The sequence below is a fragment of the Sphingomonas sp. BK069 genome (genome assembly GCF_014193405.1).
In the GTDB taxonomy this organism is placed as follows: Bacteria; Pseudomonadota; Alphaproteobacteria; order Sphingomonadales; family Sphingomonadaceae; genus Sphingomonas.
Window position 1 is genome coordinate 198,681 of sequence record NZ_JACHZH010000002.1, and the last position, 22,869, is coordinate 221,549.

Consider the following 22,869-nt stretch of genomic DNA (forward strand, 5'->3'; position numbering starts at 1 on the left):
CAACCCACCTTCCCGCCCCCGCCGCGATCGGGTAGACGCGCGCGCATGCTCAACCTCAACGGCATCACCGTGCGCCTCGGCGGGCGCACGATCCTCGACGGCGCGACCGCGGCGCTGCCGCCCGGCAGCCGCGTCGGCCTGATCGGGCGCAACGGCGCGGGCAAGTCGACGCTGGTGCGCGTCATCGCGGGCCAGCTCGAACCCGACGACGGCTCCGCGGACATGCCCAAGGGCGCGCGGCTCGGCTACATCGCGCAGGAGGCGCCCGCGGGCGACGCCACACCCTTCGACACGGTGATCGCCGCCGACCTCGAGCGCGCCGCGCTGATGATCGAGAGCGAGACGTGCGAGGATCCCGACCGGCTCGGCGACGTCTACGAGCGGCTGATCGCGATCGACGCTTATACCGCCCCCGCCCGCGCCGCGCAGATCCTGATCGGCCTCGGCTTCGACGAGGAAATGCAGCAGCGTCCGCTCGACAGCTTCTCGGGCGGGTGGAAGATGCGCGTCGCGCTCGCCGCCCTGCTCTTCTCCCAGCCCGACCTGCTCCTGCTCGACGAGCCGTCGAACCACCTCGATCTCGAGGCGGTGATGTGGCTGGAGGACTTCCTCAAGGGCTATCCCGCGACGATCGTCGTGGTCAGCCACGAGCGCGACTTCCTCAACAACGTCGTCGACCACATCCTTCACCTCCAGGGCGGCAAGATCACGCTGTACCCGGGCGGCTATGACGCGTTCGAGCGCCAGCGCGCCGAGCGCATGGCGCAGCTGGAGGCAGCGCGTGCCAACCAGGCGGCGCAGCGAGAGAAATTGCAGTCGTACATCGCCAAGAACTCGGCCCGCGCGTCGACCGCCAAGCAGGCGCAGAGCCGGCAGAAGATGCTCGCCAAGATGCAGCCGATCGCGGAGATGGCGAACGATCCGACGCTGTCGTTCGGCTTCCCCGATCCGAGCGAGCTGCGTCCGCCGCTGGTCACGCTCGATCTCGCCAGCGTGGGTTATAACGCGACCCCGATCCTCAAGCGGCTCAACCTGCGGCTCGATCCGGACGATCGGATCGCGCTGCTCGGGCGCAACGGCAACGGCAAGACCACGCTGGCGCGGCTGCTCGCGGCGCAGCTGACCCCGCTGGAGGGCGCGATGAACGCGACCCCCAAGATGAAGGTCGGCTATTTCACGCAATATCAGGTCGAGGAGCTCGACACCGACGACACGCCGCTCGAGCATATGACGCGCATCATGAAGGGCGCGACGCCCGCCGCGGTGCGCGCGCAGCTCGGCCGCTTCGGCTTCTCGGGCGACAAGGCGACCACCAAGGTGGGCAAGCTCTCCGGCGGCGAGCGCGCGCGGCTGGCGCTGGCGCTGATCACGCGCGAGGCGCCGCACCTGCTGATCCTCGACGAGCCCACCAACCACCTCGACGTCGACGCGCGCGAGGCATTGGTGCAGGCGCTCAACGCCTATTCGGGCGCGGTGGTGCTGGTCAGCCACGACCGCCACATGCTCGAACTCACCGCCGACCGGCTGGTGCTGGTCGACGAGGGCACCGCGCGCGAGTTCGACGGCAGCCTCGACGATTACATCGCCTTCGTGCTCAAGGGCGATCCCGCCAAGCCGGGGATGAGCAAGGCCGAGCGCAAGGCCGACAAGAAGGCTGCGGCGGAGCGGCGCGACCGCGACGCCGCCTTGCGCAAGACGGTGCGCGAGCTGGAGGCGGAGATCGCGCGGCTTACCGCGGAGCGCTCTGGCATCGAGCGCGCGATGGCGGACCCGGGCGGCGCCGACCCGCGCTGGCGCGGCAAGCCGATGGGCGAGCTGAGCCGGATGCGCGGCGACGTGCAGGCGGTGCTCGACACGGTCGAGCTGCGCTGGATGGAGGCGAGCGAGACGCTGGAAAGCGCGAACTGAGGGGGCGGCTGGGGTTCAATCCTCCCCTGAAAGGGGAGGTGGCGCGCGTAGCGCGACGGAGGGGTGACCCCGTCGGCGAGCGTCGCTCGGCTCACCACCGGCGACACCCCTCCACCATGCCCTTCGGGCGCGGTCCTCCTCCCCTTGCAGGGGAGGAATGAAGGGGCTTACTCGCCCGCTCCCTCCGCGCCTTCATCCTCGCCGCCGCGCTCGAACCAGGCCTCGACCGGGCCCGTGAGCTTGATCGTCAGCGGACGGCCGTGGCGATCGACCTTCTTGCCGAGCGCGACGCGAATCCAGCCCTCGGACATGCTGTATTCCTCGACGTCGCGGCGCTCGACGCCCTTGAAGCGGATGCCGACCCCGCGCTGGAGCGCGGCCTGGTCGAAGTGCGGGCTCGACGGGTCGATCGAGAGATGGTCGGGAGGCGTGTCGGTCATGGCGCGGCGCCATGCCGCAATCTGCACGCTCAGGCCAACAAAAAACGGCGCGGGATCGCTCCCGCGCCGCCCGATGGGTCAGTAGCCGTAACCGTAGTAACCGCGCGGCCGATCATAGTCGCGGTAATAACCGCGCGGCTCGTAGTAATAAGCCCGCGGCGGCGGGGCATATTCGCGATAATAGACGCGGGGCGGCGGCGCCGGGTAATAGCCGCGGTCATAATAGCCCCGATCGGCGTAATAGCCGCGGTCGTAGCGATCATAGTAACGGTCACGGTTGTTGCTCGACGCGATCGCCGCGCCCAGTCCCAGCCCGATCACGCCGCCGATCAGCGCGCCCGCCGCCGTATCACCGCCGCGGTCGCGATGGCGCCAGTAGCGCTGCGCCTGGGCAGGCGCGGCGCTGGTCAGCGCGGTTGCGACCAGCACGGTGGCGAGCCCCGCCTTCTTCCACAGTCCCGACATCTCAAGACCTCCTCAACTCGGTTCGCATGATGGGTCCAACGCAGAGTGATGCGAGCCTGTTGCGGGAGTTAACCGAGCCGCGGTGAACCGTGCCGGAATGTGGCGTTCATCGAGCGTCTAGGTGGCGGGCGTGTTCGGGCAGGCCACGTCCGATCGCTCAGCCCGCGCGCCGCGCCGAGAAGAAGTCGCGGAGCAGCATCGCCGACTCGCCCGCACCGATGCCGGCATAGACTTCCGGGCGATGGTGACAGGTCGGCTGCGCGAAGAAGCGCGGCCCGTGCTCCACCGCGCCGCCCTTGGCGTCGTCCGCGCCATAATAGAGCCGTGCGACCCGCGCGTGCGCGATCGCGCCAGCGCACATCGCGCAGGGTTCGAGCGTCACCCAGAGGTCGCAATCCTCCAGCCGGTCGCGGCCGAGCGCGCGCGCGGCGGCGCGAATCGCGAGCATCTCGGCATGGGCCGTCGGGTCACAGAGCGCGCGCGGCGCGTTGGCCGCCACGGCGACGACCTGTTCGCCGCACATCACCACAGCCCCCACCGGCACCTCGCCGCGCGCCGCGGCGTCACGCGCGGCGTCGAGCGCCTGACGCATCGCGGGAGGCAGCGGGAACATGCCGGCGCACCTAGCGTGCCGCGCGCCCCTCGACCACCCCGAGCGGCTCGACGCCGCTCAGGGTCAGCGCTGCTCGCCGGGCTTCTGGATGTCCACCTTGGGCACTTCGACCGTCTTGTTCTCGGTGCCGACGCTGACCTTGGCGACGTCCGCCTCGAACTTGGGCGCCTGGCCGCCCTCGAGCCGCGGCAGCTGCGCGGTCTGCGTCTGATCGAACTTGACGAACCCCAGCATCATCGCGGCGAGCAGCACCAGGGCCGCGATCCCCACCAGAGCGAGCAACATGCGCATGTGATATCCTCCCGATCGGTACGTTAGCGCAACAACGCTTGTGCCGCTACAACGCGCCGCCGGGAGCGAGGTTGCCGCTGGCCCGAGTTGGCCGAACGCGTGATCGCTTGACCGATCCGCCGCCGCGGGCTATCGCGCCCCACTTTCCGGGCAACCGATATTCAGGATCGATCACATGTCGCGCATCTGCGAGCTGACCGGCAAGGGCCGGCAGGTGGGGCACAACGTCTCCCACGCCAACAATAAGACCAAGCGCACGTTCCTGCCGAACCTGCAGAACGTCACGCTGCTGTCGGACGCGCTGGAGCGTTCGGTGTCGCTGCGCGTCTCGACCCACGGGCTGCGCTCGGTCGAGCATAACGGCGGGCTGGACAACTGGCTGGTCAAGACCTCGGACGACAAGCTGTCGCTCAAGGCGCGTCGCCTGAAGCGCGATATCGTGAAGAAGCGCGCAGCCGCCGTCGCGGCCTGATCCGCTTCTCCGATCCGATCGATCGCGGCCCGCCGTCCCCGTGACGGCGGGCCGCTTCGCGTGCGCGGCTCAGCCGAGCCAGCGGAACTTGGCGAGCACGGTCGGGCGCCAGCGTGACATGTCATTGTCGGTGACCACCCAGATCATCGTCGCGCCGCGCTCCACCGTCACCGCTATGCCCTCGGCATTCTCCCGCTCCATGATCGGGCTGAGATCGGCCACGATCGGTCCGGCGAGCAGCGCGCCGGGGCGGATCGAGTCGCGCGCGATCCGCACCAGCACCGAGTCGAATCGCAGCGGTGGGAAGTGCCAGCGCCGGTTGAGCACCAGCACATCGCCGTTGGGCAGCACGGCGGCGTCGCTCGGCGCGAAGCCCTCGGGCGGGCGATAGTGTAGCGGTCTGCCATAGTCGCCGGACACGGTCGGATCGCCGTCGAACAATAACGCGTTGCGCGGCTCGATCATGCCCCGCCAGCCTTCCTGGATAACGAGGAAGCGGCCGTCATTGAGCCGTACCAGCGATTCGGGTCCGGTATTGGCGCCCCAATAGCGCATCGGTCGGGGCGCCACTGCGCCCAGCGCGTGTTGAAGGTCGGGGGCGTAGCGCCAGATCGCGTTCACGCGCTCGTAGCCGATCCAGACGAAGCCCGTGGTCCGGTCGAGCACCAGCGACTCGCTGTCTCTATCCTCCTTCATCCAGCCGGTACCGGGCCCCTCGCGCAGCGTGACGATCGCGCGCTTGCGAAGGTGCCGGCCCGCGATGCTGAGGCGAAGAAACTGGCCGCCGTCGCTCAGCAGCACCGCCTCGTCACCGCGCAGCGCCAGCGCCGAATAGCCGCCGAAGGCATGGTCATCCGAGCTGAGCGCGAGTGCGCCGACCGGTTGGAGCAGGCCGATCCGTCGTGGCCAACCGCCCGCCGGCGCGAGCCAGCGCGCCCGCACCGTGGCGTCGGGTGACAGGACCGGCAGCCGCGCCTCGCCCGTCCAGCCCGGCACCAGCAGCAGCACCGCGAGCAGGGAGAGGAACCAGCGCATCGCGGCGCTCTACGGGAGGCATGCCGCGGGGGAAAGGAGGATGAACCTTCGATAACGGGCGCATTCAGGGTCGGCTCAACGCGACTCGAGCATAACCGCATCATCGACGGGAAGCCCCGCCGACCGGAACAAGCAAACGGGAGATGACAGATGTTCAAGAATCTCGCTCTGGCTGGCGCCGCGCTCGCGATGGGTACCGCCGCGATCGTGCCGACCGCCGCCGACGCGCAGCGTTACGGCCGCTATGACCGCGACTATCGTGACTATCGCTACGATCGCAGCAGCTACCGCGACTATGACCGCCGCGGCGACTCACGCCGGTACAATTACAACCAGCGCTGCTCGGGCGGCACCACCGGGACGGTGGTTGGCGCGATCGCCGGCGGCCTGCTCGGCCGGGTGATCGACTCGCGCGGTGACCGCACGCTCGGCACGGTGCTGGGCGGTGTCGGCGGCGCGGTCGCGGGCAACGCGATCGAGAAGTCGAACAACCCGCGGTACTGCCGTTAACTTCTTGCGGTTACAGGGGCGGGCGTGGCCGAGCGGCCTCACCGTCCCGACCGCCACGAGTTCCCTCGCGTAGAGTAGGAGGGCGCGGGTCCGGTACCTTCGGGTGCCGGACCCGTAGTCATGTGGCGGGCGACCGCCGCCTCACTGATAATGGCCGAGCCGCTCGAATCCCGAGTTGGTCTTCGCCATCTTCATCAGCTTGCGGATCTGCCCGCGCGCGTGACGGTCGAACTTGCGATCGTCGTAGACGCCGCGCCAGATGAACTCGTCCTTGTCCTGCAGCGCCTTCAGCGCGGCGGTCAGCGAATCCTGGCTGTCGCTCGCCCCACCGCGCAGCAGCGCCGCGCACACCATCTCCTCGGCCGCGGCCTGGTCGCAATCGTCGTGGCCCACGCGGCCGTGGCGTTCGGCGGTGACCTGGTCGGCGCGCGCCGCCTCGATCCGGCGCTCCAGCCAGAGGCGCACCGCAGCTGCGTCCCACACCGCCGCCATCATGCCTCCTCCGCGTCCGCGGCGAGCACCCGCGCGATCTCGTCTTCGCCCAGGCCGAACACCGCGGCGAGTCCGGCGACGCTCGCGCCGCGCGCTGCGAGCGTGCGGATCCGCTCGCCGTCGACCAGCGTAGCATAGCCGCTGACGTCGCGGTCCTGCCGCACCACGTCGCGCCGCCCCGAGCCGCGCTTGCGCTCGGCGGCGGCGCGATGCGGGTCGCGCTCGGCCAGCGCCGCCGCGGCCTCGCGGCGCGAGCGGCGCGCCGCCTCGCGCTCCTGCGCCTGCGCCTCGCGTGCGGCCGCGCGCGACTCGAGCCGTGCCGTCATCGCCTCGGCGCGCATCGCGGCGCGTGCCTCGCTCGACCGGGCGCGCTCCTCGGCGCTCGGTCCGGCGTCGCGGCGTTCGCCAGCCATCACTGCTCCGCCCCGGTTCCAGCTGCTGTCGACCAACGTGCGCTCCATCGGCGCCCGATGCGCCGTCGTCTGCTCCTACGGCCAGCCCGGAGCGGCAGGCAACCCGCGCCCACGCGCCTGTCGCTTTCACCGCCACGACGCGGTACGGAGCGCGCCATGCATTTCCTCGATCAGGCAAAGATTTTCGTGCGCTCGGGCGCGGGCGGCCCCGGCGCGGTCAGCTTCCGGCGCGAGAAGTACATCGAATATGGCGGCCCCGACGGCGGCGACGGCGGCAAGGGCGGCGACATCGTCTTCGAGGCGGTCGCCGGGCTGAACACGCTGATCGACTTCCGCTACACCCAGCATTTCCGCGCGCCGCGCGGCACCGGCGGATCGGGCAGCAACCGCACCGGTGGGGGCGGCAAGGACCTCGTCATCAAGGTGCCGGTCGGCACGCAGATCCTCGCCGACGACGAGGAGCGCACGCTGCTGGCCGATCTCACCAAGGTGGGCGAGCGGATCGTGTTCCTGCGCGGCGGGGACGGCGGGCGCGGTAACGCCAGCTACAAGACCTCGACCAACCGCGCGCCGCACCAGCACGGCACCGGCTGGCCCAGCGACGAGGCCTGGGTGTGGCTGCGGCTCAAGCTGCTCGCCGACGCGGGGCTGGTGGGCTTGCCCAACGCGGGCAAGTCGACCTTCATCAACCAGGTCACCAACGCCCAGGCCAAGGTGGGCGCCTATGCCTTCACCACGACTCGTCCGCAGCTCGGCGTGGTGCGCCACAAGCAGCGCGAATTCGTCGTCGCCGACATCCCCGGGCTGATCGAGGGCGCCGCCGAGGGCGCGGGCATCGGCGACCGCTTCCTCGGCCATATCGAGCGCTGCCGCGTGCTGCTCCACCTCATCGACGCCAATGACGACGACGTGGCGGAGAGCTACCGCATCGTGCGCGACGAGCTGGCAGCCTATGGCGGCGGGCTCGAGGACAAGCCCGTCGTGGTCGCGCTCAACAAGATCGACACGCTCGACGACGAATTGATCGCGGCGCTGGCGGCGGAGCTGGAGGAAGCGAGCGGCGCCGAGGTGATCCCGCTCTCGGGCGCGAGCGGCGTCGGTGTCGACTGGGCGCTCGACAAGTTGCTCGAGGCGATTCCGACGAGCGGGTCGCCGGTCGACGACGACGGCGAGGAGGAAGCGCTGGAATGGTCGCCGCTGCGGGGGTGAGACGAGGACGGTAGAGGGCATCCTACCCTTTCCTGCCGTCATCCCGGACTTGGTCCGGACTCACCAGCCCGCAGGCATCGCCGCACTTGAGTGCGCGGCGCCGTGGATCCCGGACCAAGTCCGGGATGACGGCAGTGGCAGGTCGACTATTCGTGAGGATAACGCGCCGCGCTTACGCCGCTATGATGGTGAGAGTATGTCCGCGGGCATCATGCCAATCTACGCGCCGCTCACGGCCGAGCGCTTCCTCTCGATCGACTTCGGCGAGGAGAAGGCGGAGCTCGACCGCGGCGTCATTCGGATCATCACTGGCGCGACCAAGCGCCATGGCGAAGTGGCCGGCAACGTCCTGACCTTTCTCGCGACCAGCCTACGTGGTTCGGGGTTCGCCGACTATTCCTCGCAGCTGGCGACACGCACCGGCGACCTTTCGGTACGACGACCCGACGTGGCCGTCTTCCACGGCAAGAGCGACCCGTCCTACGACAACGAGCGCGCCTTCGCCGATCCTTACGTCCTCTTCGAGGTCATCTCCGGCAGCACCGTGCGTACCGATCTCACCGTCAAGCTGGAGGAGTACAGAGCCCTTCCCAGCGTCGACACGATCGTGTTCGTCGACATCGCGGCCGAGCGCCTGCGCGTGCTCCAGCGCACCGGGCCGCGCGCATGGAACGACGTCGCGCATGACTCGCTGCTCGATCTCGCCCTGCCCGCGCTGAACCTCACCCTCCCTCACGCGGAGATCTTCGCGCGCGATTGAGCCCGGCGCACGCGCGCGCTACCGCTCGCCGCGCCATGTCGCTGTTCCCGCCCACCGCCTGCCCGCGCCTGATCGTCAAGATCGGCTCGGCGCTGCTCGTCGACGACGCCGGCGGCGTGCGCCGCGCCTGGCTCGAGACGATTGCCGCCGCCATCGCCGAGCGCGTCGCCGCCGGGCAGCAGGTCGCGGTGGTCTCCTCGGGCGCGATCGCGCTCGGCGCACGCCGGCTCGGTCTCGCCAAGGGCGGGCGCGCCAGCCTGGAGGACGCGCAGGCGGCCGCCGCGACCGGGCAGATCGCGCTCGCCGGCGTGTGGGCCGAGGTGCTCGGCGCGCGCGGGCTGACCGCGGCGCAGATGCTGGTGACACTCGGCGATCTGGAGGAGCGGCGCCGCTACCTCAACGCCGCGGCGACGCTCAACCGCTTGCTCCAGCTCGGCGTCGTGCCCGTGATCAACGAGAACGACTCGGTCGCCACCGAGGAGATCCGCTTCGGCGACAACGACCGGCTCGCCGCGCGCGTGGCGCAAGCCGCGGCGGCGCAGGGCGTGGTGCTGCTCTCCGACGTCGACGGCCTGTACGACCGCAACCCCGCGCTGCCCGGCGCTCAGCACATCGCCCGCGTCGAGCGCATCGACGCCGCGATCGAGGCGATGGCCGATCGCGGCTCGGCCTCGGGCATGGGCTCGGGCGGGATGGTCTCCAAGATCGCGGCGGCGCGGATCGCCAATGCCGCGGGCGCGGCGCTCGCGATCGCCTCGGGGGGCGCCGAGGCGCCGCTGTCGGCCGCGGCGCGGCACACGCTCTTCGTCGCCGAGCGCGCCGCGCCCGCGCGCAAGGCGTGGCTCGCCGGCGGGCTGACCGCGCGCGGCGCGCTCCACGTCGACGCCGGCGCGGCGCGCGCGCTGACCGAGGGTCGCAGCCTGCTCGCCGCCGGGGTGACGCGGGTGGAGGGCGAGTTCGCGCGCGGCGATCTCGTCACCATCGAGGGCCCGGCGGGAACGATCGCGCGCGGCCTCGCCGAATATGACGCCGGCGAGGCGGCGCGACTGCTCGGACGGCGCAGCGACGAGCAGGCGGCGATCCTCGGCTATGCCCCGCGCGCCGCGCTGGTCCACCGCAACCATATGGCGCTGCTGTGATCCTGGCGCTGACCGGCGCGACCGGCTTCGTCGGCGGCGCGCTGCTGCAGCAGGCGCTCGCCGCCGGACACCAAGTGCGCGCGCTGGCGCGGCGGGCGCAGGCGGAGCGGGACGGCGTGACCTGGGTGGCGGGCGCGCTCGACGACGCGGCGGCAGTCTCGGGGCTGGTGTCGACCGCCGACGCGGTGGTCCATGTCGCCGGCGCGGTGAACGCACCCGACCGCGCCGGCTTCGCCGCTGCCAACATCGAGGGCACGCGAACCGTGGTCGAGGCGGCCAAGGTTTGGGGAGTCGCGCGCTTTGTCCACGTCTCCTCGCTCGCAGCGCGCGAGCCGAGGCTGTCGAATTACGGCTGGTCGAAGGCGGGCGCGGAGGCGGAGGTGGCCGCCAGCGGGCTCGACTGGACGATCGTCCGCCCGCCCGGCGTCTACGGCCCGGGCGACATGGAGCAGCGCGACCTGTTCCGCGCGGCGCGGCGCGGCATGGTGCCCTTGCCCCCCAACGGCCGGCTCTCGATCATCCACGTCGACGACCTCGCGCGGTTGCTGCTGACGCTTGCCGAGCGGCCGGGAACGGGTGCGCACGCCATCTACGAGCCCGCCAGCCCCGACGGCGCGCTGCGCTACACCGAGTTCGCGCGCGCGATCGCCGCCGCGGTCGGTCGCCGCGCGCTGCCGCTGCCGCTGCCCGCCGCGCTGCTCCGCCTCGCCGCGCGCGGCGACGCGCTGTTCCGCGGTTCGGGCGCAAAGCTGACGGCCGACCGCGTGGCTTATATGGTCCACCCCGACTGGACCGCCGATCCGGCCCAGGCGCCCCCGGCCGAGCTGTGGCGCGCGCGGATCGGCGCGGCGGAGGGGCTGGCCGCCACGGCGCGATGGTATCGCGCCCAGGGCCTGCTATAGCGCGGCCCGACATCCGCCGCATTTCAAGGCCACAGCCGAGCCCATGACCGACCGCAGCACGATCCTCGACACGCTCCGCACGCAGATCGAACCCTTCAACAAGAAGGGCATCGAGATCACCGAGGCGACCACCTTCCAGGGCGATCTGGAGTGGGACTCGCTCACCGTCATGGACTTCGTCGCCGCGATCGAGGACGAGTTCGACATCATCATCACGATGAACATGCAGGCCGAGATCGAGACCGTGGGGCAGCTCGCCGACGCGGTCGAGAAGCTGCGGGGCTGAATACGATGACCGAGACCGGCCTCCAGCCCGAGGCGCTGCCCGAGACCGTCGCGCCCGCGCCGACCGCGCACGACCTGTTCGCCAAGTTCGACCCGCTGATCGCCGAGCGCGACAAGCTGATGTCGTCGGGCGTGCGCGATCCCTTCGGCATCGTCATGGAGGAGGTGCGCTCGCCCACCACCGCGGTGATCCGCGGGCAGGAGACGATCCTGCTCGGCACCTACAATTACATGGGCATGACCTTCGACCCCGACGTGATCGCGGCGGGGAAGCGCGCGCTGGAGCAGTTCGGCAGCGGCACCAATGGCAGCCGAATGCTCAACGGCACCTTCCGCGACCATGTCGACGCCGAGGACGCGCTGCGCGAGTTCTACGGCGCCGCGCACGCGATGGTGTTCTCCACCGGCTATCAGGCCAACCTCGGCGTGATCTCGACGATCGCGGGCCGCGGCGAATATGTCATTCTCGACGCCGACAGCCACGCCTCGATCTACGACGGCTGCAAGATGGGCGACGCCGAGATCGTCCGGTTCCGCCACAATTCGGTCGAGGACCTCGACAAGCGGCTCGGCCGTTTGCCCAAGGAGCCGGGCAAGCTGGTCGTGCTCGAGGGCGTCTACTCGATGCTGGGCGACATCGCGCCGCTGCGCGAGATGGTCGCGGTGGCGCGCAAGCACGGCTGCATGGTGCTGGTCGACGAGGCACACTCGATGGGCTTCTTCGGCGAACACGGCCGCGGCGTTTACGAGGAGCTGGGCCTGACGCTCGGCGACGACGTCGATTTCGTGATCGGCACCTTCTCCAAGTCGGTCGGCACCGTCGGCGGCTTCTGCATCTCGAACCATCCCAAGTTCGAGGCGCTACGCCTGTCCTGCCGCCCGTACATCTTTACCGCCTCGCTGCCGCCGTCGGTGGTCGCCACCGCCGCCACCTCGGTGCGCAAGCTGATGCACGCGCACGACAAGCGCGCGCGGCTGTGGGACAATGCGCGGCGGCTGCACGGCGGGCTCAAGACGCTGGGCTTCCGCCTGGGCACCGCGGCGCCCGACTCGGCGATCGTCGCGGTGATCCTGGAGGACCAGGAGCAGGCGGTGGCGATGTGGCAGGGGCTGCTCGAGGCCGGGCTGTACGTCAACGTCGCGCGCCCGCCCGCGACGCCGACGGGCACGTTCCTGCTGCGCTGCTCGATCTGCGCCGAGCACAGCGCCGAACAGATCGACCGCGTGGTCGCGATGTTCGCCGCGGCGGGTCAGCAGGTCGGGGCGATCACGGCGGCCTGAGCCGGGCGTTTTAACCTTTGGTAAGGTAAACGGCGGTAAACCGCCGCCGGTGACCGACGAGGACGCCGAGCGCGGAGGCCCGACCTCCACCTGGGGGACGATCGCCCTGTGGGTGTTGGGCCTGCTGGGCGTCGCGGTGCTCGCCGCGCTGCTGCTGACGCTGCGCGAGGCCAATCATCGCCGCGACGACGCGCTGGCGGCGCAACGCCACAGCTACGACGTGATGATCCTGGTCCGCACGCTGCAGGGCACGATCGCCCGCTCGGAGGCATCGCTGGGCCGCTACGTCATCTCGGGCGACCAGCAGCTCGGGCGGCTCTATTTCGAGGACTGGCGCCGCGCCGACGAGACGATCGACCGGCTCGAGAAGCTGACGCACGACAATGCCGTTCAGTCGCGCCACCTCGGCGAGATCCGCGACGCTTTCCGCGAGCGCGGCGACGAGCTCGCGCTCACCGCGCTGAACACCAACTATCGCAAGAACAACCAGGCGCTGGCGCGCTTCTACCACAGCAGCAAGGCCGACTCGCTGACGCGAATCAACGAAGGGCTCGACGCGCTGGTGGCGCAGGAGCGCGTGCTGCTCGAGGCGCGCACCAGCCACGCCCAGGCCTCGGTGCGGCGATCGAGCATCATCGCCAAGGTGCTCGCCGCCTTCGGGCTGCTGCTGGTGGTCGGGGTGATCTGGCTCGGTTGGGCGGTGGTGTCGGCGCTGTCCGAGCATGCGGTGGCGCGCGCCGAGGCCGACGCGCAGCGCGACCGTGCGGAGGAACTCGCCAGCGCAGTGGCGCAGGCGACCGAGGAGCTGCGCGCGCAGGAGGCGCGCCTGCGCCAGATTCAGAAGATGGAGGCGGTGGGCCAGCTGACCGGCGGCATCGCGCACGACTTCAACAATATGCTCGCGGTGGTGCTGGGCGGGATCGAGCTGGCGCAGCGCGCCGTGACGATCGACCCGAAGACCGCCGCGCGCCATCTCTCGAGCGCGCACGACGGCGCCCAGCGTGCCGCCGCGCTCACCCAGCAGCTGCTCGCCTTCGCGCGCGAGACCGCGATCAACCCCGAGCCGATCGCCGCCGCGCCGCTGTTCGAGGGGCTCGCGGACCTGATCGGGCGAACGCTGGGCGACGGCGTCACGGTCCGGTTCGGCGACGAGAGCGACGGCTGGTGCACGCGCGCCGACCGGGTTCAGCTCGAGAACTCGCTGGTCAACCTCGCGGTCAACGCGCGCGACGCGATGGAGGGGCGCGGCACGCTCACGATTCGCGCGCTGCGCCGCACCGTCGCGGGCGCGGATTACGTCGCGCTCGCGGTGAGCGACACCGGCTGCGGCATGACACCCGACGTGGTCGAGCGCGTGTTCGAGCCCTTCTTCACCACCAAGCCCGTCGGCAAGGGCACGGGTCTGGGGCTGAGCCAGGTCTTCTCCTTCGCGCGCGGACTGGGCGGCGACGTGTCGGTCGACTCGGTGGTGGGGCTCGGCACCACGGTGACGCTGCTGCTGCCGCGCGAGCGCGCGCAACCCACGGCGTCCGCACCGCTGATGCCCGTCAGCGCGGCGCCGGTCGCGCCCGTGCAGAACCCGGCGGGCCTGCACATCCTGGTGGTGGAGGACGACCCACGCGTGTTGCCCGCGACGATGGATGCGCTCAGCGAGCTGGGGCATCATCCCCGCGCGTGTGACGACCCGACCCGCGCCGCCGCACTGCTCGCCGGGATGGACCGGGTCGACCTGATCCTCTCCGACGTGCTGATGCCGACGCTGACGGGCCCCGAGATGGTCGCCGAACTGGCCGCGACCCACGCGCGCGTGCCGGTGCTGTTCGTCACCGGGTTCGCGGGCGGCGCCGACGAGGCGATCGACCTCGGAGGGCACCCGGTGCTGCGCAAGCCGTTCACGCTCGCCGGGCTGGAGCGCGCGGTGGCACAGGCCGCGGCCGCGCGGCGGGAAGCGCGCGCGGCGGCGTAGGGAAGCGAGATCCTGCCCTTGAAGGGGAGCAACCGTCTTTCAGGCGGTCCAAGGCTGATCATGTTTGAGCGTGGCGTTGAGGGTGGTGAAGAGCTTTCGGTCGGCGGCGACGAGGCTGAGCTTGGATGGCTTGCCGGCTTCGGCGATGCCCCGTTTGAAGGCCTTCATGGCGGGCTAGTGCTGACCGGTCACAAGGGCGGCCATGTAAGCGGCGTCGTGCAGCGGTTTGCGGCCACCGGCGGTGCGTCGCTGGCCACGGGTGGTGCCGCTCTCGCCGTCGAACGCGGCGAGCGCGGCGAGCGCGGCGGATCCGTAGCCGCCGCAGGCCTCCAGTCCGACCGCTTCGGACTTCAGCCCCGCCACGTGCCGCACCCAAGCCTGGATACCCTCGTCATCGTTGGAGAAGCTCAACCACCCCTGGCTCGGCCACAGGCGTAGATGGAGCCTGGCCTTGCTCACGTCGCTCCCGACGAACACCGGCTGAGACGTCATCTTTGCTCCCTTCGTCGCGCGTGCGGGGTAGAACCCCTCGCAACCGTGCGGGCTGATGAAGATCCGTCCGGGCCATGCTCCCCTGCGGTCTCGGCAACCTGGATGGTAAAACGCGCTCGCGAACGGCGCGGGGTGGGTCACCGCCTACCCAACCCGCAACCGCCTCTATGCCTCATTCTTGAGATACAAGGCGTCAACGCGTCAGCGCTGACGGAGGGGTTTCGCCGGTCTTGAGTCCACCTGTCCCTCGTCGACCGGCTCATCCGTCCGTGAGCGCTGACGCGCTGCCGTGCGGGGGAGGATCAATCGCACACCGATTCTGGGAAGGTCCCGGCGCCCAGGAGCGCGGCGCAGAGCCATAGCTGCGAAGGCGCACAGGTCACGATGTACCCCATCTCGCCTCCTCCCCCCCGTCACTTCCCCGCGAAGGCGGCGCGCAGGAAGCCGTCGCTCTTGCGCAGCATCTCCGCGCGTGCGCGGTCGTCGTCGAGCTGGTGGTCCAATCCCTCGTACACCACCAGCATCGAGGCCTTGCCCGCGCCGCGCAGCCTCTTGTCCATCAGCTTCGACTGGCCCACCCCGACGTTGAGGTCGCGGTCGCCGTGGAACAGCAGCACCGGCGCCTTGAAGCGGTCGGCGTGGCGCGCGGGCGAGCCCTTGCCGATATTCTCCCCCGAGCCGATCTGGCGTTCGACCATGGCGTGGTTACTGAAGCCCTCGCTCTCCTGCTTGGTGCGGCCGAGGTCGGTCACCGGCGCGATCGCCACCACCGCCTTGAACAGGTCGGGGTCGACGACGTTGCTCTGCAACGCGGCATAGCCGCCGTACGACCAGCCGACGATGCCGAGCTTGGCCGGATCGGCGATCCCCTGCTTGACCAGCCAGCGCCCGGCGTCGCTGACGTCGCCGATCGCGAGTTCCCACGACCGGAAGCCGTTGTTGGCGAACCAGGTGTCGCCGTAGCCGGTCGAGCCGCGGAACTGCGGCTGGAGCACCGCATAGCCCGAGGCGGCGAAGAACTGGACGAGCCAGTCGAAACCCCATTCGTCGCGATAGGCTGGCCCACCGTGCGGCATCACGATCGCGGGCAGCCCCTTGGTCGCGCCGCCGGGTGGCAGCGTGAGATAGGCGGGCACCATCGTGCCATCCGCCGCGGGGAACTTGACCGAGGTCATCTGGCCGAGCGGCACACCCTCCAGCTCGGGACGCGCCGCGATCAGCGGGTCGAGCGTGCGCTTGGCCTTGGTGTAGAGGTAATACATGCCGGGATCGACGTCGCTGCCGGCATAGACCAGCAGCCGGCTCTCGTCCGCGGTGGCACCGACCAGGCCGATCAGCGGCGACTTGGGCAGCGCCCTCGCCAGCTTGGCGGCGAGCGTCTTGTACTCCGGATCGAAATAGTCGGTCTGGCGACGATCGGTCACGTAGGTGGCGCCGATCACGCGCCCGTGCCGCCCGATCCGCGCGATTCCGCCGACATCGACCTCGGGATTGCTCCACACCAGGTTCGCCTTCATCGAACCGTCGAGCGCCACGCTGTAGAGCGCGAGTCGCCCGTCGAGCCGCCGGGTCGCGAACGCCACGTCGCGCGTGCCGTCGACCGCGAGCGGCTCGAGCACGCTGGGGCCGTCCTGGCGCGAGGTGCTGAACGGCTTCCACGCGTCCTGGCCGGTCGCGCGATAGCTGTAGACGGTGTCGCCCTTGAGCTCGCCGTCGTCGCGCCGCGGCATCGTCTCGCGGACGCGGATGTGGCCCTGGCCGTCGGCCAGCCAGTCCTCGGCGTCGGCCACCGGGCGCTCGATCAGCTGCGCCTTGCCCGTGCTGCTGTCGACCAGCTCGACGCCGAGCCCGTCGCGCGACACCGAGCTGGCGTTGAAGCCGTCACCTCGCTCCGGGATGAAGTCGCGCTGCATCAGCACCCAGCCGTCGCCTCCGCGCCAGTCGATCACGTCGCCGTCGAACTGGTTGAGGCGGGTCGCGCCGAGCCGGCTCTTGCGGCCGAGGTACAGCGGGTGGCCGCCGTCGGCGTCGAAGGCGAACAGCCGCGAATAGCCCACCTGCTTGTCGTAATAGTCGGCGACGCCGCGGAACTTGCAGACGAGCCGCGCGGAGGAGGCCCAGCCGCACATCGACGGGGTCAGTCGCTCGCCGTTGCCGAGGTCGACCATCTCCTCGCGCTGCTTCGCGACGTCGATCAGCCGCACCGCGCTGCCGCGTCCCGAGGTCGCGCTGATATAGGCGATGTGCGCGCCGTCGGGCGCCAGGCTGACCTGGCCGACATGCTCGCGCGCGCCGAAGCGGCTCGCCAGATCGCCCGTGGTGGGCGCCGCCGGCACCGACGCGCCGTCCGTCCCTGCCGGCGCCGCGCTCGCGGCCTGGCCGGCGAGCCCCGCGAGCAGCGCGCACAGCGCCGCCCCCGTCTTCCCCTTCATCACATCTTCCCCCTGTTCCCCATCACAAATCTATCCGGCGCCGCGCGCGCCGCAAGGCCCGCGTGGACAGCGCTGAGCCAGCTTGGCATGAGGCGCCGGTATCCTCCCGGAGTACGTCCATGCGCCTGCGTCTCTCGTCCCTGTCCCTGCTCGCGCTCGCCGCGGCGAGCGCCGCCGCGGCGCAGACGGTGCCGACCGCGCCGATCGCCGAGCAGACACTCAAAGAGGTGACGAAAGAGTTATCGTCGGACGCGTACGAGGGCCGCGCGCCGGGCACCGCGGGCGAGGAGAAGACGGTCGCCTATCTCGCGAAGCGCTTCGCCGCGGCAGGGCTGAAGCCCGGGAACAAGGGCAGCTGGTTCCAGGACGTGCCGCTGGTCGAGCTGACCGCGCGCAACGTTTCGCCGCTCGTCTTCAAGGGCGCGGGCGCGCCGCTCAGCCTCCAGTACGGGCCGCAGATGGTGGTGGGCAGCCATCGCATCGCCCCGCGCGAGGAGGTGAAGGACAGCGACGTCGTCTTCGTCGGTTACGGCGTCGACGCGCCCGAGAAGGGATGGAACGACTATGCCGGGGTCGACGTGCGCGGCAAGACGGTGCTGATCCTCATCAACGATCCCGACTGGCGCACGCCCACCGTCGGCGGCACCTTCAACGGCCGCGCGATGACCTATTACGGGCGCTGGACCTACAAGTTCGAGGAGGCGGCACGACAGGGCGCCGCGGCCGCGCTGATCGTCCACCAGACCGAACCCGCGGCCTACGGCTGGAACGTGGTTCAGTCGAGCTGGACCGGCGCGCAGCAGGTCGCCGACGCGGCCGACGGCCATGCCGACCAGAGCGCAGCGATCGGCTGGATCCAGTACGACCAGGCGAAGGCGCTGTTCGCGCGCGAGAAGCTCGACTTCGACGCGCTCGCCGCCGCGGCCGCGCGAAAGGGCTTCCGCGCGATGCCGCTCAAGGGTGTGACCGCCTCGGTGTCGTTCGACGAGACGGTGCGCAAGCACATGTCGCGCAACGTCGTCGGCGTGCTGCCGGGCAAGACCCGCCCCGACGACTACGTCCTCTACAGCGCGCACTGGGACCATCTCGGCCATTGCGAGGCCGCGCCCGACGGCGACGACATCTGCAACGGCGCGATCGACAATGCCAGCGGCACCGCCGCGCTGGTCGCGCTCGCCGAGGCCAACGCCAAGGCCGGGCCGGCGGCGCGCAGCCAGGTCTTCGTCGCGGTGACGGGCGAGGAATCGGGGCTGCTCGGCTCCGAATATTACGCCGCCAACCCGCTCTACCCGCTGGCGCGTACCGTCGGCGGGGTCAATATGGACGCGCTGTCGCTCGCCGGCCCGGCGAAGAACGTGGTGGTGGTCGGCAAGGGAAAGTCCGAGCTCGACGCGTACCTCGACGCGGCGCTTAAGGCGCAGGGGCGCTATGCCTCGGACGAGCCCACGCCGGAGAAGGGCTTCTACTATCGCTCCGACCATTTCAGCCTCGCCAAGCGCGGCGTGCCGATGATCTATTTCGACGCGGGCGACGATCTGGTGGCGGGCGGCAAGGCCGCGGGCGCCGCCGCGGCGAAGGACTATGAGGAGCACCGCTACCACGGGCCCAAGGACGAATATGATCCGAACTGGAACTGGGCGGGGACGGTGCGCGACGTGCAGCTCTATTACTCGATCGGTCGCGCGCTGGCCGAGAGCGACGCCTGGCCCAACTGGGTCGCGGGCGACGAGTTCCGCGCGATCCGCGACCGCAGCCGCGCCACCGCGCGCTGAACAGGAGTGACGACCGTGTCCCGTACCCCGCTGCCCGAATGGGCGCCGCACCAGGCGGTGTGGATCGGTTTCCCGAGCCATCCCGAGCTGTGGCAGGACGATCTCGACCAGGCGCGCGACGAGGTCGCCGCCTTCGCGCGCGCGGTCCATGCCGAGGGGCGCGGCGAGCAGGTGCTGCTCGTCGCCGCCGACGCCGAGGCGGCCACGGCGGCGCGCGCGCTCGCGCCCTTCGCCGAGGTGCTGGTGCAGCCGTTCGGTGACATCTGGCTGCGCGACACCGCCCCGATCGTCGACGGCGACGGGCGCGCGCGCGACTTCCAGTTCAACGGCTGGGGCGGCAAATACGACCTGCCCGGCGACGACGACATCGGCGCGCGGCTGGCGCGCGCGCGCGGGCTGATCGTGCTGCCGTGCGAGTGGGTGCTCGAGGGCGGCGCGATCGACGGCGACGGCACCGGTCTGGTCGTCACCACCGAGCAGTGCCTGCTCAACCCCAACCGCAACCCCGCGCTGACCAAGGAAGCGGTGGAGCGCCGGCTCGCCGCGGACCTGGGCTACACGCGCGTGCTGTGGCTGGGCGACGGGCTGCTCAACGACCATACCGACGGCCATGTCGACAACCTTGCGCGCTTCGTCGGCCCGAACCGGCTGGCGCTGCCGGTCGGCGCGGAGAACGACCCGAACTGGCGCGTCTACCAGGACGCCGCGGCGCGCGCGCGCGCCGCGGGGGTGGAGGTGGTCGAGATCCCCTCGCCCGGCCGCGTGCTACGTGACGAGGAGGTGGTGCCGGCGAGCTACATGAACTTCTACATCGGCAACGCCGCGGTGGTCGTTCCAGTGTACGGCACGCCACAGGATGAGGCGGGCGTCGCCGCCGTGCGCGCGCTCTTCCCCGATCGCGAGGTGGTCGGGCTGCGCGCCGACGCGATCCTGACGGGGGGCGGCAGCTTCCACTGCATCTCGCAGCAGATCCCGGCGTAAGAGGGGGTAGCGGGGCGCGGGAGGAGGCGGAACGAAGCCGGGGGTCGCTCTCTGCTAGCGGGTTACTCCTCCGCCCCTCCCGGCACCTCTCCACCATACTCCCCGCCCGTATCTCTCCGCCATCGCGCCTCTCCGCCCACCGTCCCTCTGCCTTTTGGCTCGTCGCCTCTCGCCCCCCCTCGTCATCCCCGCGCGGGCGGGGATCCATAGACGCTGACGTGGCGGCCCTTGCACGAGCGTCAGCGTGTCTGGATCCCCGCCTCCGCGGGGATGACGTTAGGGGCGTGAGGGGGGAGGAACAGGGACGTGGATGGGGGGGGAGCATGACCAGGCGGGCACGGAGCAGGCGTCGCCTCTCCCACTCACATCACCCCCGTGACGAACGCCGCGCGGCAGCCTAGCCTCGCCCCACCAAAACAGGGGGCAACATGCTGAGAACACTCGCCGTCACACTCGCACTCGCGCTCGCCGCGGGAGCCGGTGCGCAACAGCCGACACCGACCGCCACGCCCGCCACGCCCGCACCCACGCTCATCTACGTCCACGCCGGCCAGCTGCTCGACCGGCCCGGCGAGCGCCCGCGCGGTCCCAGCACCGTGATCGTGCGCGACGGCGTGATCGCCGAGGTGCGCGACGGGCTCGTCCCGCCGCCCGCGGGCGCGCGCCTGGTCGACCTGTCGCGTGAATTCGTCCTGCCGGGACTGATCGACATGCACGTCCACCTCTGGGGCATCGGCGGCGACCCGCTGCGCGAGCGGCTGACCCGGCTCAACACCGACTCGGCCGACGACCTGATGACGGCGGTGGTCAACGCGCGCCGCACGCTCGAGGCGGGCTTCACCACCGTGCGCGACCTCGGCGGTGATCCGCGCGGCATCCGCGCGCTGCGTGACGCGGTCGAGCGCGGCGACGTGGTCGGGCCGACGATCGTCAACGCCGGATCGATGATCTCGGTGACCGGCGGGCACGGGGACGGCGGCAACGGACTCGCCGAGGAATGGGCCGACGCGGTGCACGCGCATCAGATCAACGTCTGCGACGGGCCGGACGACTGCCGCCGCGCGGTGCGCGCGCAGGTCGGGCTGGGCGCCCAGGTGATCAAGTTCGCTGCGACCGGGGGCGTGCTGTCGAACGTCGCCGGCGGGCTCGGCCGCGCGATGACGCCCGAGGAGATGCGCGCCATCGTCGAGACCGCGCACGCGCTGGGGCGCAAGGCCACCGCGCACAGCCACGCCGCCGAGGGCACCAAGGCGGCGCTGGAGGCGGGCGTCGACTCGGTCGAACACGCCAGCTACCTCGACGACGAGACGATCCGGCTGTTCAAGGCGCATAACGCCTATCTGGTGCCGACCGAGATCGCGCCGCTGGCGGCGCTCGCGCAGGCGCGCGCCGGTGCGCTGCCGCCCGCCACCATCCCCAAGGCCGAGGCGGCGGCGGCGGCGCTCCACGCCAACCACAAGAAGGCCTGGGCGGCGGGGGTGAAGTTCGCCTTCGGCACCGACAGCGGCGTGTCGCGCCACGGCGACAACGCCACCGAGTTCGCGCACCTCGTCGACCTCGGCATGACCCCGGCGCAGGCGATCCGCAGCGCGACCGTCGCGGCGGCCGACCTGCTCGGCCGCGACGACCTGGGCGTGATCGCGCCGGGCAAGCGCGCCGACCTGATCGCGGTCTCCGGCTCGCCGCTCGACGACGTGCGTCGACTGGAGGCCGTCGACTTCGTCATGCACCGCGGGGTGGTGGCGAAGGGTGGGTGAGCGGAGAGTATAACCCCTGACCCGTTCGTGCTGAGGAGGCACTGAGCTTGGCGAAGGGCCGTCTCGAAGCACCTGATGCCGCAGACGGTAAAGGCGCTTCGAGACGCGACTTCGACGGGCTCAGCCGCTCCTCAGCGCGAACGGAGCGCCCCTTCCTCACTGCGTCCGCACCGCCACACTTGAGCCCGCGCGCGCACCCGGATAGACGCGCCCCCTCTCCCGATCAGGGGCGAACCTCGCCGTCCGCCGCAGTGCGATTCGCCTGCGCCCGCGGGCGGCGTCATATTTTCGAGGAAGACAGTGAGATGGCGGAAGAGCGGGGCGAGGGCATGGGCGGCGGTGCGGTCGCGGCGGACGAGCTGCGGCTGCTGATCGAGCGCGCCGAGCGGCTCGAGGAAGAGAAGAAGGGCATCGCCGACGACATCAAGGACGTCTTCGCCGAGGCCAAGAGCCGCGGTTATGACGCCAAGGCGATCCGCCAGATCATGAAGATTCGCAAGCAGAAGCGCGAGGAGTACCAGGAGGAGCAGTCGATCCTCGAGGTGTACATGCAGGCGCTCGGGATGCTCTGATCGCCGAAACGGGTCACGATCGCTGCCGCGTTAACGGCTTCTTCGCGCCGCCGGTGGCATAGCCGCCATCTGGTTCAGCGATGAGGGAATGCGACGACGGTGCTCGCGGCGCTACAATCTGGCTTTCGCCCGCGCGAGGAGCGGATCACGGTCCTGATCCCGTCGCGGATGCGGCTGGGGGCGAAGTGGGTCGACGTCGTCATTCACAACGTTTCGTCGCGCGGGCTGATGGGCGGTTGCGACGAGCCGCCGCAGTCCGGCAGCTATGTCGAGATCCGCCGCGGCACGATCGTGATCGTCGGCCGCGTGCAATGGGCCAAGGGCCGCTTCTTCGGCATCAAGTCGCAGGAGCGGCTGTCGGTCAAGGCGCTGGTCGACGAGCCGCGGCTCGCCAGCCGGCCGCAGCAGAAGGCCGAGCCGGACGCCGGCGAGCGCCGCGCCGAGCGCCGCCTCGCGCACGAGGCGCAGATGGCGCGCAAGGTGGAGCGCTCGCGCGCCTTCGCCTCCGCCTTCCAGTTCTTCGTGATGGCACTCGTCGGCGTGACGCTGGCGGTGATCGCGGCGCAGGGCGTCTACGGGCTGCTCTCGCGCCCGGCCGACGCGATCGGCGCGGCGCTCGAGGGGAAGTAGGGAGGCCGACTGGCGCCTGCACACGCTGTGCGGTGCGGACGCGTTCTCGCCG

General features: G+C 70.8%; 25 protein-coding genes. 15 read left to right on the top strand and 10 right to left on the bottom strand.

Going from position 1 to position 22,869, the window contains the following annotated elements; all coding sequences use genetic code 11:
• The first annotated feature begins 45 nt into the window (after positions 1–45).
• Positions 46–1,908 (top strand): ABC-F family ATP-binding cassette domain-containing protein, encoded by a 1,863-nt coding sequence (locus FHY02_RS09565; protein WP_183921700.1) that lies wholly within the window; start codon positions 46–48, stop codon positions 1,906–1,908.
• A gap of 167 nt (positions 1,909–2,075) precedes the next feature.
• Here FHY02_RS09565 and FHY02_RS09570 read toward each other — a convergent pair whose 3' ends face one another.
• From FHY02_RS09570 to FHY02_RS09585, 4 genes are all read right to left on the bottom strand, one after another.
• Positions 2,076–2,348, bottom strand: a complete 273-nt coding sequence (locus FHY02_RS09570; RefSeq protein ID WP_183921701.1) for a DUF3297 family protein — start codon at positions 2,346–2,348, stop codon at positions 2,076–2,078.
• Between the two features lie 78 nt (positions 2,349–2,426).
• The gene (locus FHY02_RS09575) at positions 2,427–2,813 is read right to left on the bottom strand and encodes a hypothetical protein (protein WP_183921702.1); all 387 of its coding nucleotides are present in this window, start codon (positions 2,811–2,813) and stop codon (positions 2,427–2,429) included.
• A gap of 157 nt (positions 2,814–2,970) precedes the next feature.
• Positions 2,971–3,426 (bottom strand): nucleoside deaminase, encoded by a 456-nt coding sequence (locus tag FHY02_RS09580; RefSeq protein WP_260172832.1) that lies wholly within the window; start codon positions 3,424–3,426, stop codon positions 2,971–2,973.
• Positions 3,427–3,489: 63 nt separating this feature from the next.
• On the bottom strand, positions 3,490–3,717 hold the full coding sequence (locus FHY02_RS09585) for a hypothetical protein (protein ID WP_183921703.1): 228 nt from the start codon (positions 3,715–3,717) through the stop codon (positions 3,490–3,492).
• 175 nt (positions 3,718–3,892) lie between these two features.
• Here FHY02_RS09585 and rpmB point away from each other — a divergent pair, with 175 nt between their 5' ends.
• Positions 3,893–4,189, top strand: coding sequence for a 50S ribosomal protein L28 (gene rpmB / locus FHY02_RS09590; RefSeq protein ID WP_183921704.1), 297 nt, complete (start codon positions 3,893–3,895; stop codon positions 4,187–4,189).
• A 69-nt stretch (positions 4,190–4,258) separates the two neighbouring features.
• Here the strand turns inward: rpmB and FHY02_RS09595 are convergent, their stop codons facing one another.
• Entirely contained in the window at positions 4,259–5,224 is a 966-nt protein-coding gene (locus FHY02_RS09595; RefSeq protein WP_183921705.1) for an esterase-like activity of phytase family protein, read from the bottom strand.
• A gap of 150 nt (positions 5,225–5,374) precedes the next feature.
• On the opposite strand from FHY02_RS09595, the gene FHY02_RS09600 reads away from it, so the two are divergent.
• Positions 5,375–5,734 carry a glycine zipper 2TM domain-containing protein gene (locus FHY02_RS09600; RefSeq protein WP_183921706.1) on the top strand — a complete coding sequence of 120 codons (360 nt, stop codon included), beginning with the start codon at positions 5,375–5,377 and terminating at the stop codon, positions 5,732–5,734.
• Between the two features lie 141 nt (positions 5,735–5,875).
• Here FHY02_RS09600 and FHY02_RS09605 read toward each other — a convergent pair whose 3' ends face one another.
• Positions 5,876–6,226 carry a hypothetical protein gene (locus FHY02_RS09605; protein WP_311721290.1) on the bottom strand — a complete coding sequence of 117 codons (351 nt, stop codon included), beginning with the start codon at positions 6,224–6,226 and terminating at the stop codon, positions 5,876–5,878.
• The gene (locus FHY02_RS09610) at positions 6,226–6,639 is read right to left on the bottom strand and encodes a hypothetical protein (RefSeq protein WP_183921708.1); all 414 of its coding nucleotides are present in this window, start codon (positions 6,637–6,639) and stop codon (positions 6,226–6,228) included. Before FHY02_RS09610 ends, FHY02_RS09605 begins: the two co-directional genes overlap by 1 nt.
• 156 nt (positions 6,640–6,795) lie before the next feature.
• Here FHY02_RS09610 and obgE point away from each other — a divergent pair, with 156 nt between their 5' ends.
• From obgE to FHY02_RS09645, 7 genes are all read left to right on the top strand, one after another.
• The gene (gene obgE / locus FHY02_RS09615; RefSeq protein WP_183921709.1) at positions 6,796–7,848 is read left to right on the top strand and encodes a GTPase ObgE; all 1,053 of its coding nucleotides are present in this window, start codon (positions 6,796–6,798) and stop codon (positions 7,846–7,848) included.
• Between the two features lie 211 nt (positions 7,849–8,059).
• The gene (locus FHY02_RS09620) at positions 8,060–8,608 is read left to right on the top strand and encodes a Uma2 family endonuclease (RefSeq protein WP_260172833.1); all 549 of its coding nucleotides are present in this window, start codon (positions 8,060–8,062) and stop codon (positions 8,606–8,608) included.
• A 35-nt stretch (positions 8,609–8,643) separates the two neighbouring features.
• Complete coding sequence (proB, locus tag FHY02_RS09625; RefSeq protein WP_183921711.1) at positions 8,644–9,747, top strand: glutamate 5-kinase; 1,104 nt, start codon at positions 8,644–8,646, stop codon at positions 9,745–9,747.
• Positions 9,744–10,649 carry an NAD(P)-dependent oxidoreductase gene (locus FHY02_RS09630; RefSeq protein WP_183921712.1) on the top strand — a complete coding sequence of 302 codons (906 nt, stop codon included), beginning with the start codon at positions 9,744–9,746 and terminating at the stop codon, positions 10,647–10,649. Before proB ends, FHY02_RS09630 begins: the two co-directional genes overlap by 4 nt.
• Positions 10,650–10,692: 43 nt before the next feature.
• On the top strand, positions 10,693–10,935 hold the full coding sequence (locus FHY02_RS09635) for an acyl carrier protein (protein WP_183921713.1): 243 nt from the start codon (positions 10,693–10,695) through the stop codon (positions 10,933–10,935).
• Between the two features lie 5 nt (positions 10,936–10,940).
• Positions 10,941–12,215 (top strand): serine palmitoyltransferase, encoded by a 1,275-nt coding sequence (gene spt, locus FHY02_RS09640; RefSeq protein WP_183921714.1) that lies wholly within the window; start codon positions 10,941–10,943, stop codon positions 12,213–12,215.
• A gap of 49 nt (positions 12,216–12,264) precedes the next feature.
• Positions 12,265–14,181, top strand: a complete 1,917-nt coding sequence (locus tag FHY02_RS09645) for an ATP-binding protein (RefSeq protein WP_183921715.1) — start codon at positions 12,265–12,267, stop codon at positions 14,179–14,181.
• A gap of 39 nt (positions 14,182–14,220) precedes the next feature.
• On the opposite strand, the gene FHY02_RS22985 is transcribed toward FHY02_RS09645, so the two are convergent.
• The 3 genes from FHY02_RS22985 to FHY02_RS09655 all read right to left on the bottom strand — a co-directional run bounded on the left by FHY02_RS22985 (position 14,221) and on the right by FHY02_RS09655 (position 17,105).
• Positions 14,221–14,349: a hypothetical protein gene (locus tag FHY02_RS22985; RefSeq protein WP_260172834.1), complete on the bottom strand. Its 129-nt coding sequence runs from the start codon at positions 14,347–14,349 to the stop codon at positions 14,221–14,223.
• Between the two features lie 6 nt (positions 14,350–14,355).
• On the bottom strand, positions 14,356–14,673 hold the full coding sequence (locus FHY02_RS09650) for a hypothetical protein (RefSeq protein WP_183921716.1): 318 nt from the start codon (positions 14,671–14,673) through the stop codon (positions 14,356–14,358).
• Between the two features lie 413 nt (positions 14,674–15,086).
• The gene (locus FHY02_RS09655; RefSeq protein WP_183921717.1) at positions 15,087–17,105 is read right to left on the bottom strand and encodes a S9 family peptidase; all 2,019 of its coding nucleotides are present in this window, start codon (positions 17,103–17,105) and stop codon (positions 15,087–15,089) included.
• A gap of 119 nt (positions 17,106–17,224) precedes the next feature.
• On the opposite strand from FHY02_RS09655, the gene FHY02_RS09660 reads away from it, so the two are divergent.
• The 5 genes from FHY02_RS09660 to FHY02_RS09680 all read left to right on the top strand — a co-directional run bounded on the left by FHY02_RS09660 (position 17,225) and on the right by FHY02_RS09680 (position 22,817).
• Positions 17,225–18,877, top strand: coding sequence for a M28 family peptidase (locus FHY02_RS09660; RefSeq protein WP_183921718.1), 1,653 nt, complete (start codon positions 17,225–17,227; stop codon positions 18,875–18,877).
• A gap of 15 nt (positions 18,878–18,892) precedes the next feature.
• Positions 18,893–19,858: an agmatine deiminase family protein gene (locus tag FHY02_RS09665; RefSeq protein WP_183921719.1), complete on the top strand. Its 966-nt coding sequence runs from the start codon at positions 18,893–18,895 to the stop codon at positions 19,856–19,858.
• 428 nt (positions 19,859–20,286) lie between these two features.
• Positions 20,287–21,615: an amidohydrolase family protein gene (locus tag FHY02_RS09670; RefSeq protein WP_183921720.1), complete on the top strand. Its 1,329-nt coding sequence runs from the start codon at positions 20,287–20,289 to the stop codon at positions 21,613–21,615.
• Positions 21,616–21,920: 305 nt separating this feature from the next.
• Complete coding sequence (locus tag FHY02_RS09675; protein ID WP_132909494.1) at positions 21,921–22,187, top strand: DUF2312 domain-containing protein; 267 nt, start codon at positions 21,921–21,923, stop codon at positions 22,185–22,187.
• Positions 22,188–22,286: 99 nt separating this feature from the next.
• Complete coding sequence (locus FHY02_RS09680; protein ID WP_183921721.1) at positions 22,287–22,817, top strand: PilZ domain-containing protein; 531 nt, start codon at positions 22,287–22,289, stop codon at positions 22,815–22,817.
• Positions 22,818–22,869: the final 52 nt, after the last annotated feature.

Coding starts and splice junctions, on each gene's coding strand:
- FHY02_RS22985 (WP_260172834.1), bottom strand. CDS start 14,349: ATGAAGGCCTTCAAACGGGGCATCGCCGAAGCCGGCAAGCCATCCAAG.
- FHY02_RS09660 (WP_183921718.1), top strand. CDS start 17,225: ATGCGCCTGCGTCTCTCGTCCCTGTCCCTGCTCGCGCTCGCCGCGGCG.
- FHY02_RS09565 (WP_183921700.1), top strand. CDS start 46: ATGCTCAACCTCAACGGCATCACCGTGCGCCTCGGCGGGCGCACGATC.
- FHY02_RS09655 (WP_183921717.1), bottom strand. CDS start 17,105: ATGAAGGGGAAGACGGGGGCGGCGCTGTGCGCGCTGCTCGCGGGGCTC.
- FHY02_RS09600 (WP_183921706.1), top strand. CDS start 5,375: ATGTTCAAGAATCTCGCTCTGGCTGGCGCCGCGCTCGCGATGGGTACC.
- FHY02_RS09620 (WP_260172833.1), top strand. CDS start 8,060: ATGCCAATCTACGCGCCGCTCACGGCCGAGCGCTTCCTCTCGATCGAC.
- FHY02_RS09610 (WP_183921708.1), bottom strand. CDS start 6,639: ATGGCTGGCGAACGCCGCGACGCCGGACCGAGCGCCGAGGAGCGCGCC.
- FHY02_RS09585 (WP_183921703.1), bottom strand. CDS start 3,717: ATGCGCATGTTGCTCGCTCTGGTGGGGATCGCGGCCCTGGTGCTGCTC.
- FHY02_RS09650 (WP_183921716.1), bottom strand. CDS start 14,673: ATGACGTCTCAGCCGGTGTTCGTCGGGAGCGACGTGAGCAAGGCCAGG.
- FHY02_RS09605 (WP_311721290.1), bottom strand. CDS start 6,226: ATGGCGGCGGTGTGGGACGCAGCTGCGGTGCGCCTCTGGCTGGAGCGC.
- FHY02_RS09635 (WP_183921713.1), top strand. CDS start 10,693: ATGACCGACCGCAGCACGATCCTCGACACGCTCCGCACGCAGATCGAA.
- FHY02_RS09575 (WP_183921702.1), bottom strand. CDS start 2,813: ATGTCGGGACTGTGGAAGAAGGCGGGGCTCGCCACCGTGCTGGTCGCA.
- FHY02_RS09595 (WP_183921705.1), bottom strand. CDS start 5,224: ATGCGCTGGTTCCTCTCCCTGCTCGCGGTGCTGCTGCTGGTGCCGGGC.
- FHY02_RS09675 (WP_132909494.1), top strand. CDS start 21,921: ATGGCGGAAGAGCGGGGCGAGGGCATGGGCGGCGGTGCGGTCGCGGCG.
- spt (WP_183921714.1), top strand. CDS start 10,941: ATGACCGAGACCGGCCTCCAGCCCGAGGCGCTGCCCGAGACCGTCGCG.
- FHY02_RS09570 (WP_183921701.1), bottom strand. CDS start 2,348: ATGACCGACACGCCTCCCGACCATCTCTCGATCGACCCGTCGAGCCCG.
- proB (WP_183921711.1), top strand. CDS start 8,644: ATGTCGCTGTTCCCGCCCACCGCCTGCCCGCGCCTGATCGTCAAGATC.
- obgE (WP_183921709.1), top strand. CDS start 6,796: ATGCATTTCCTCGATCAGGCAAAGATTTTCGTGCGCTCGGGCGCGGGC.
- FHY02_RS09670 (WP_183921720.1), top strand. CDS start 20,287: ATGCTGAGAACACTCGCCGTCACACTCGCACTCGCGCTCGCCGCGGGA.
- FHY02_RS09580 (WP_260172832.1), bottom strand. CDS start 3,426: ATGTTCCCGCTGCCTCCCGCGATGCGTCAGGCGCTCGACGCCGCGCGT.
- rpmB (WP_183921704.1), top strand. CDS start 3,893: ATGTCGCGCATCTGCGAGCTGACCGGCAAGGGCCGGCAGGTGGGGCAC.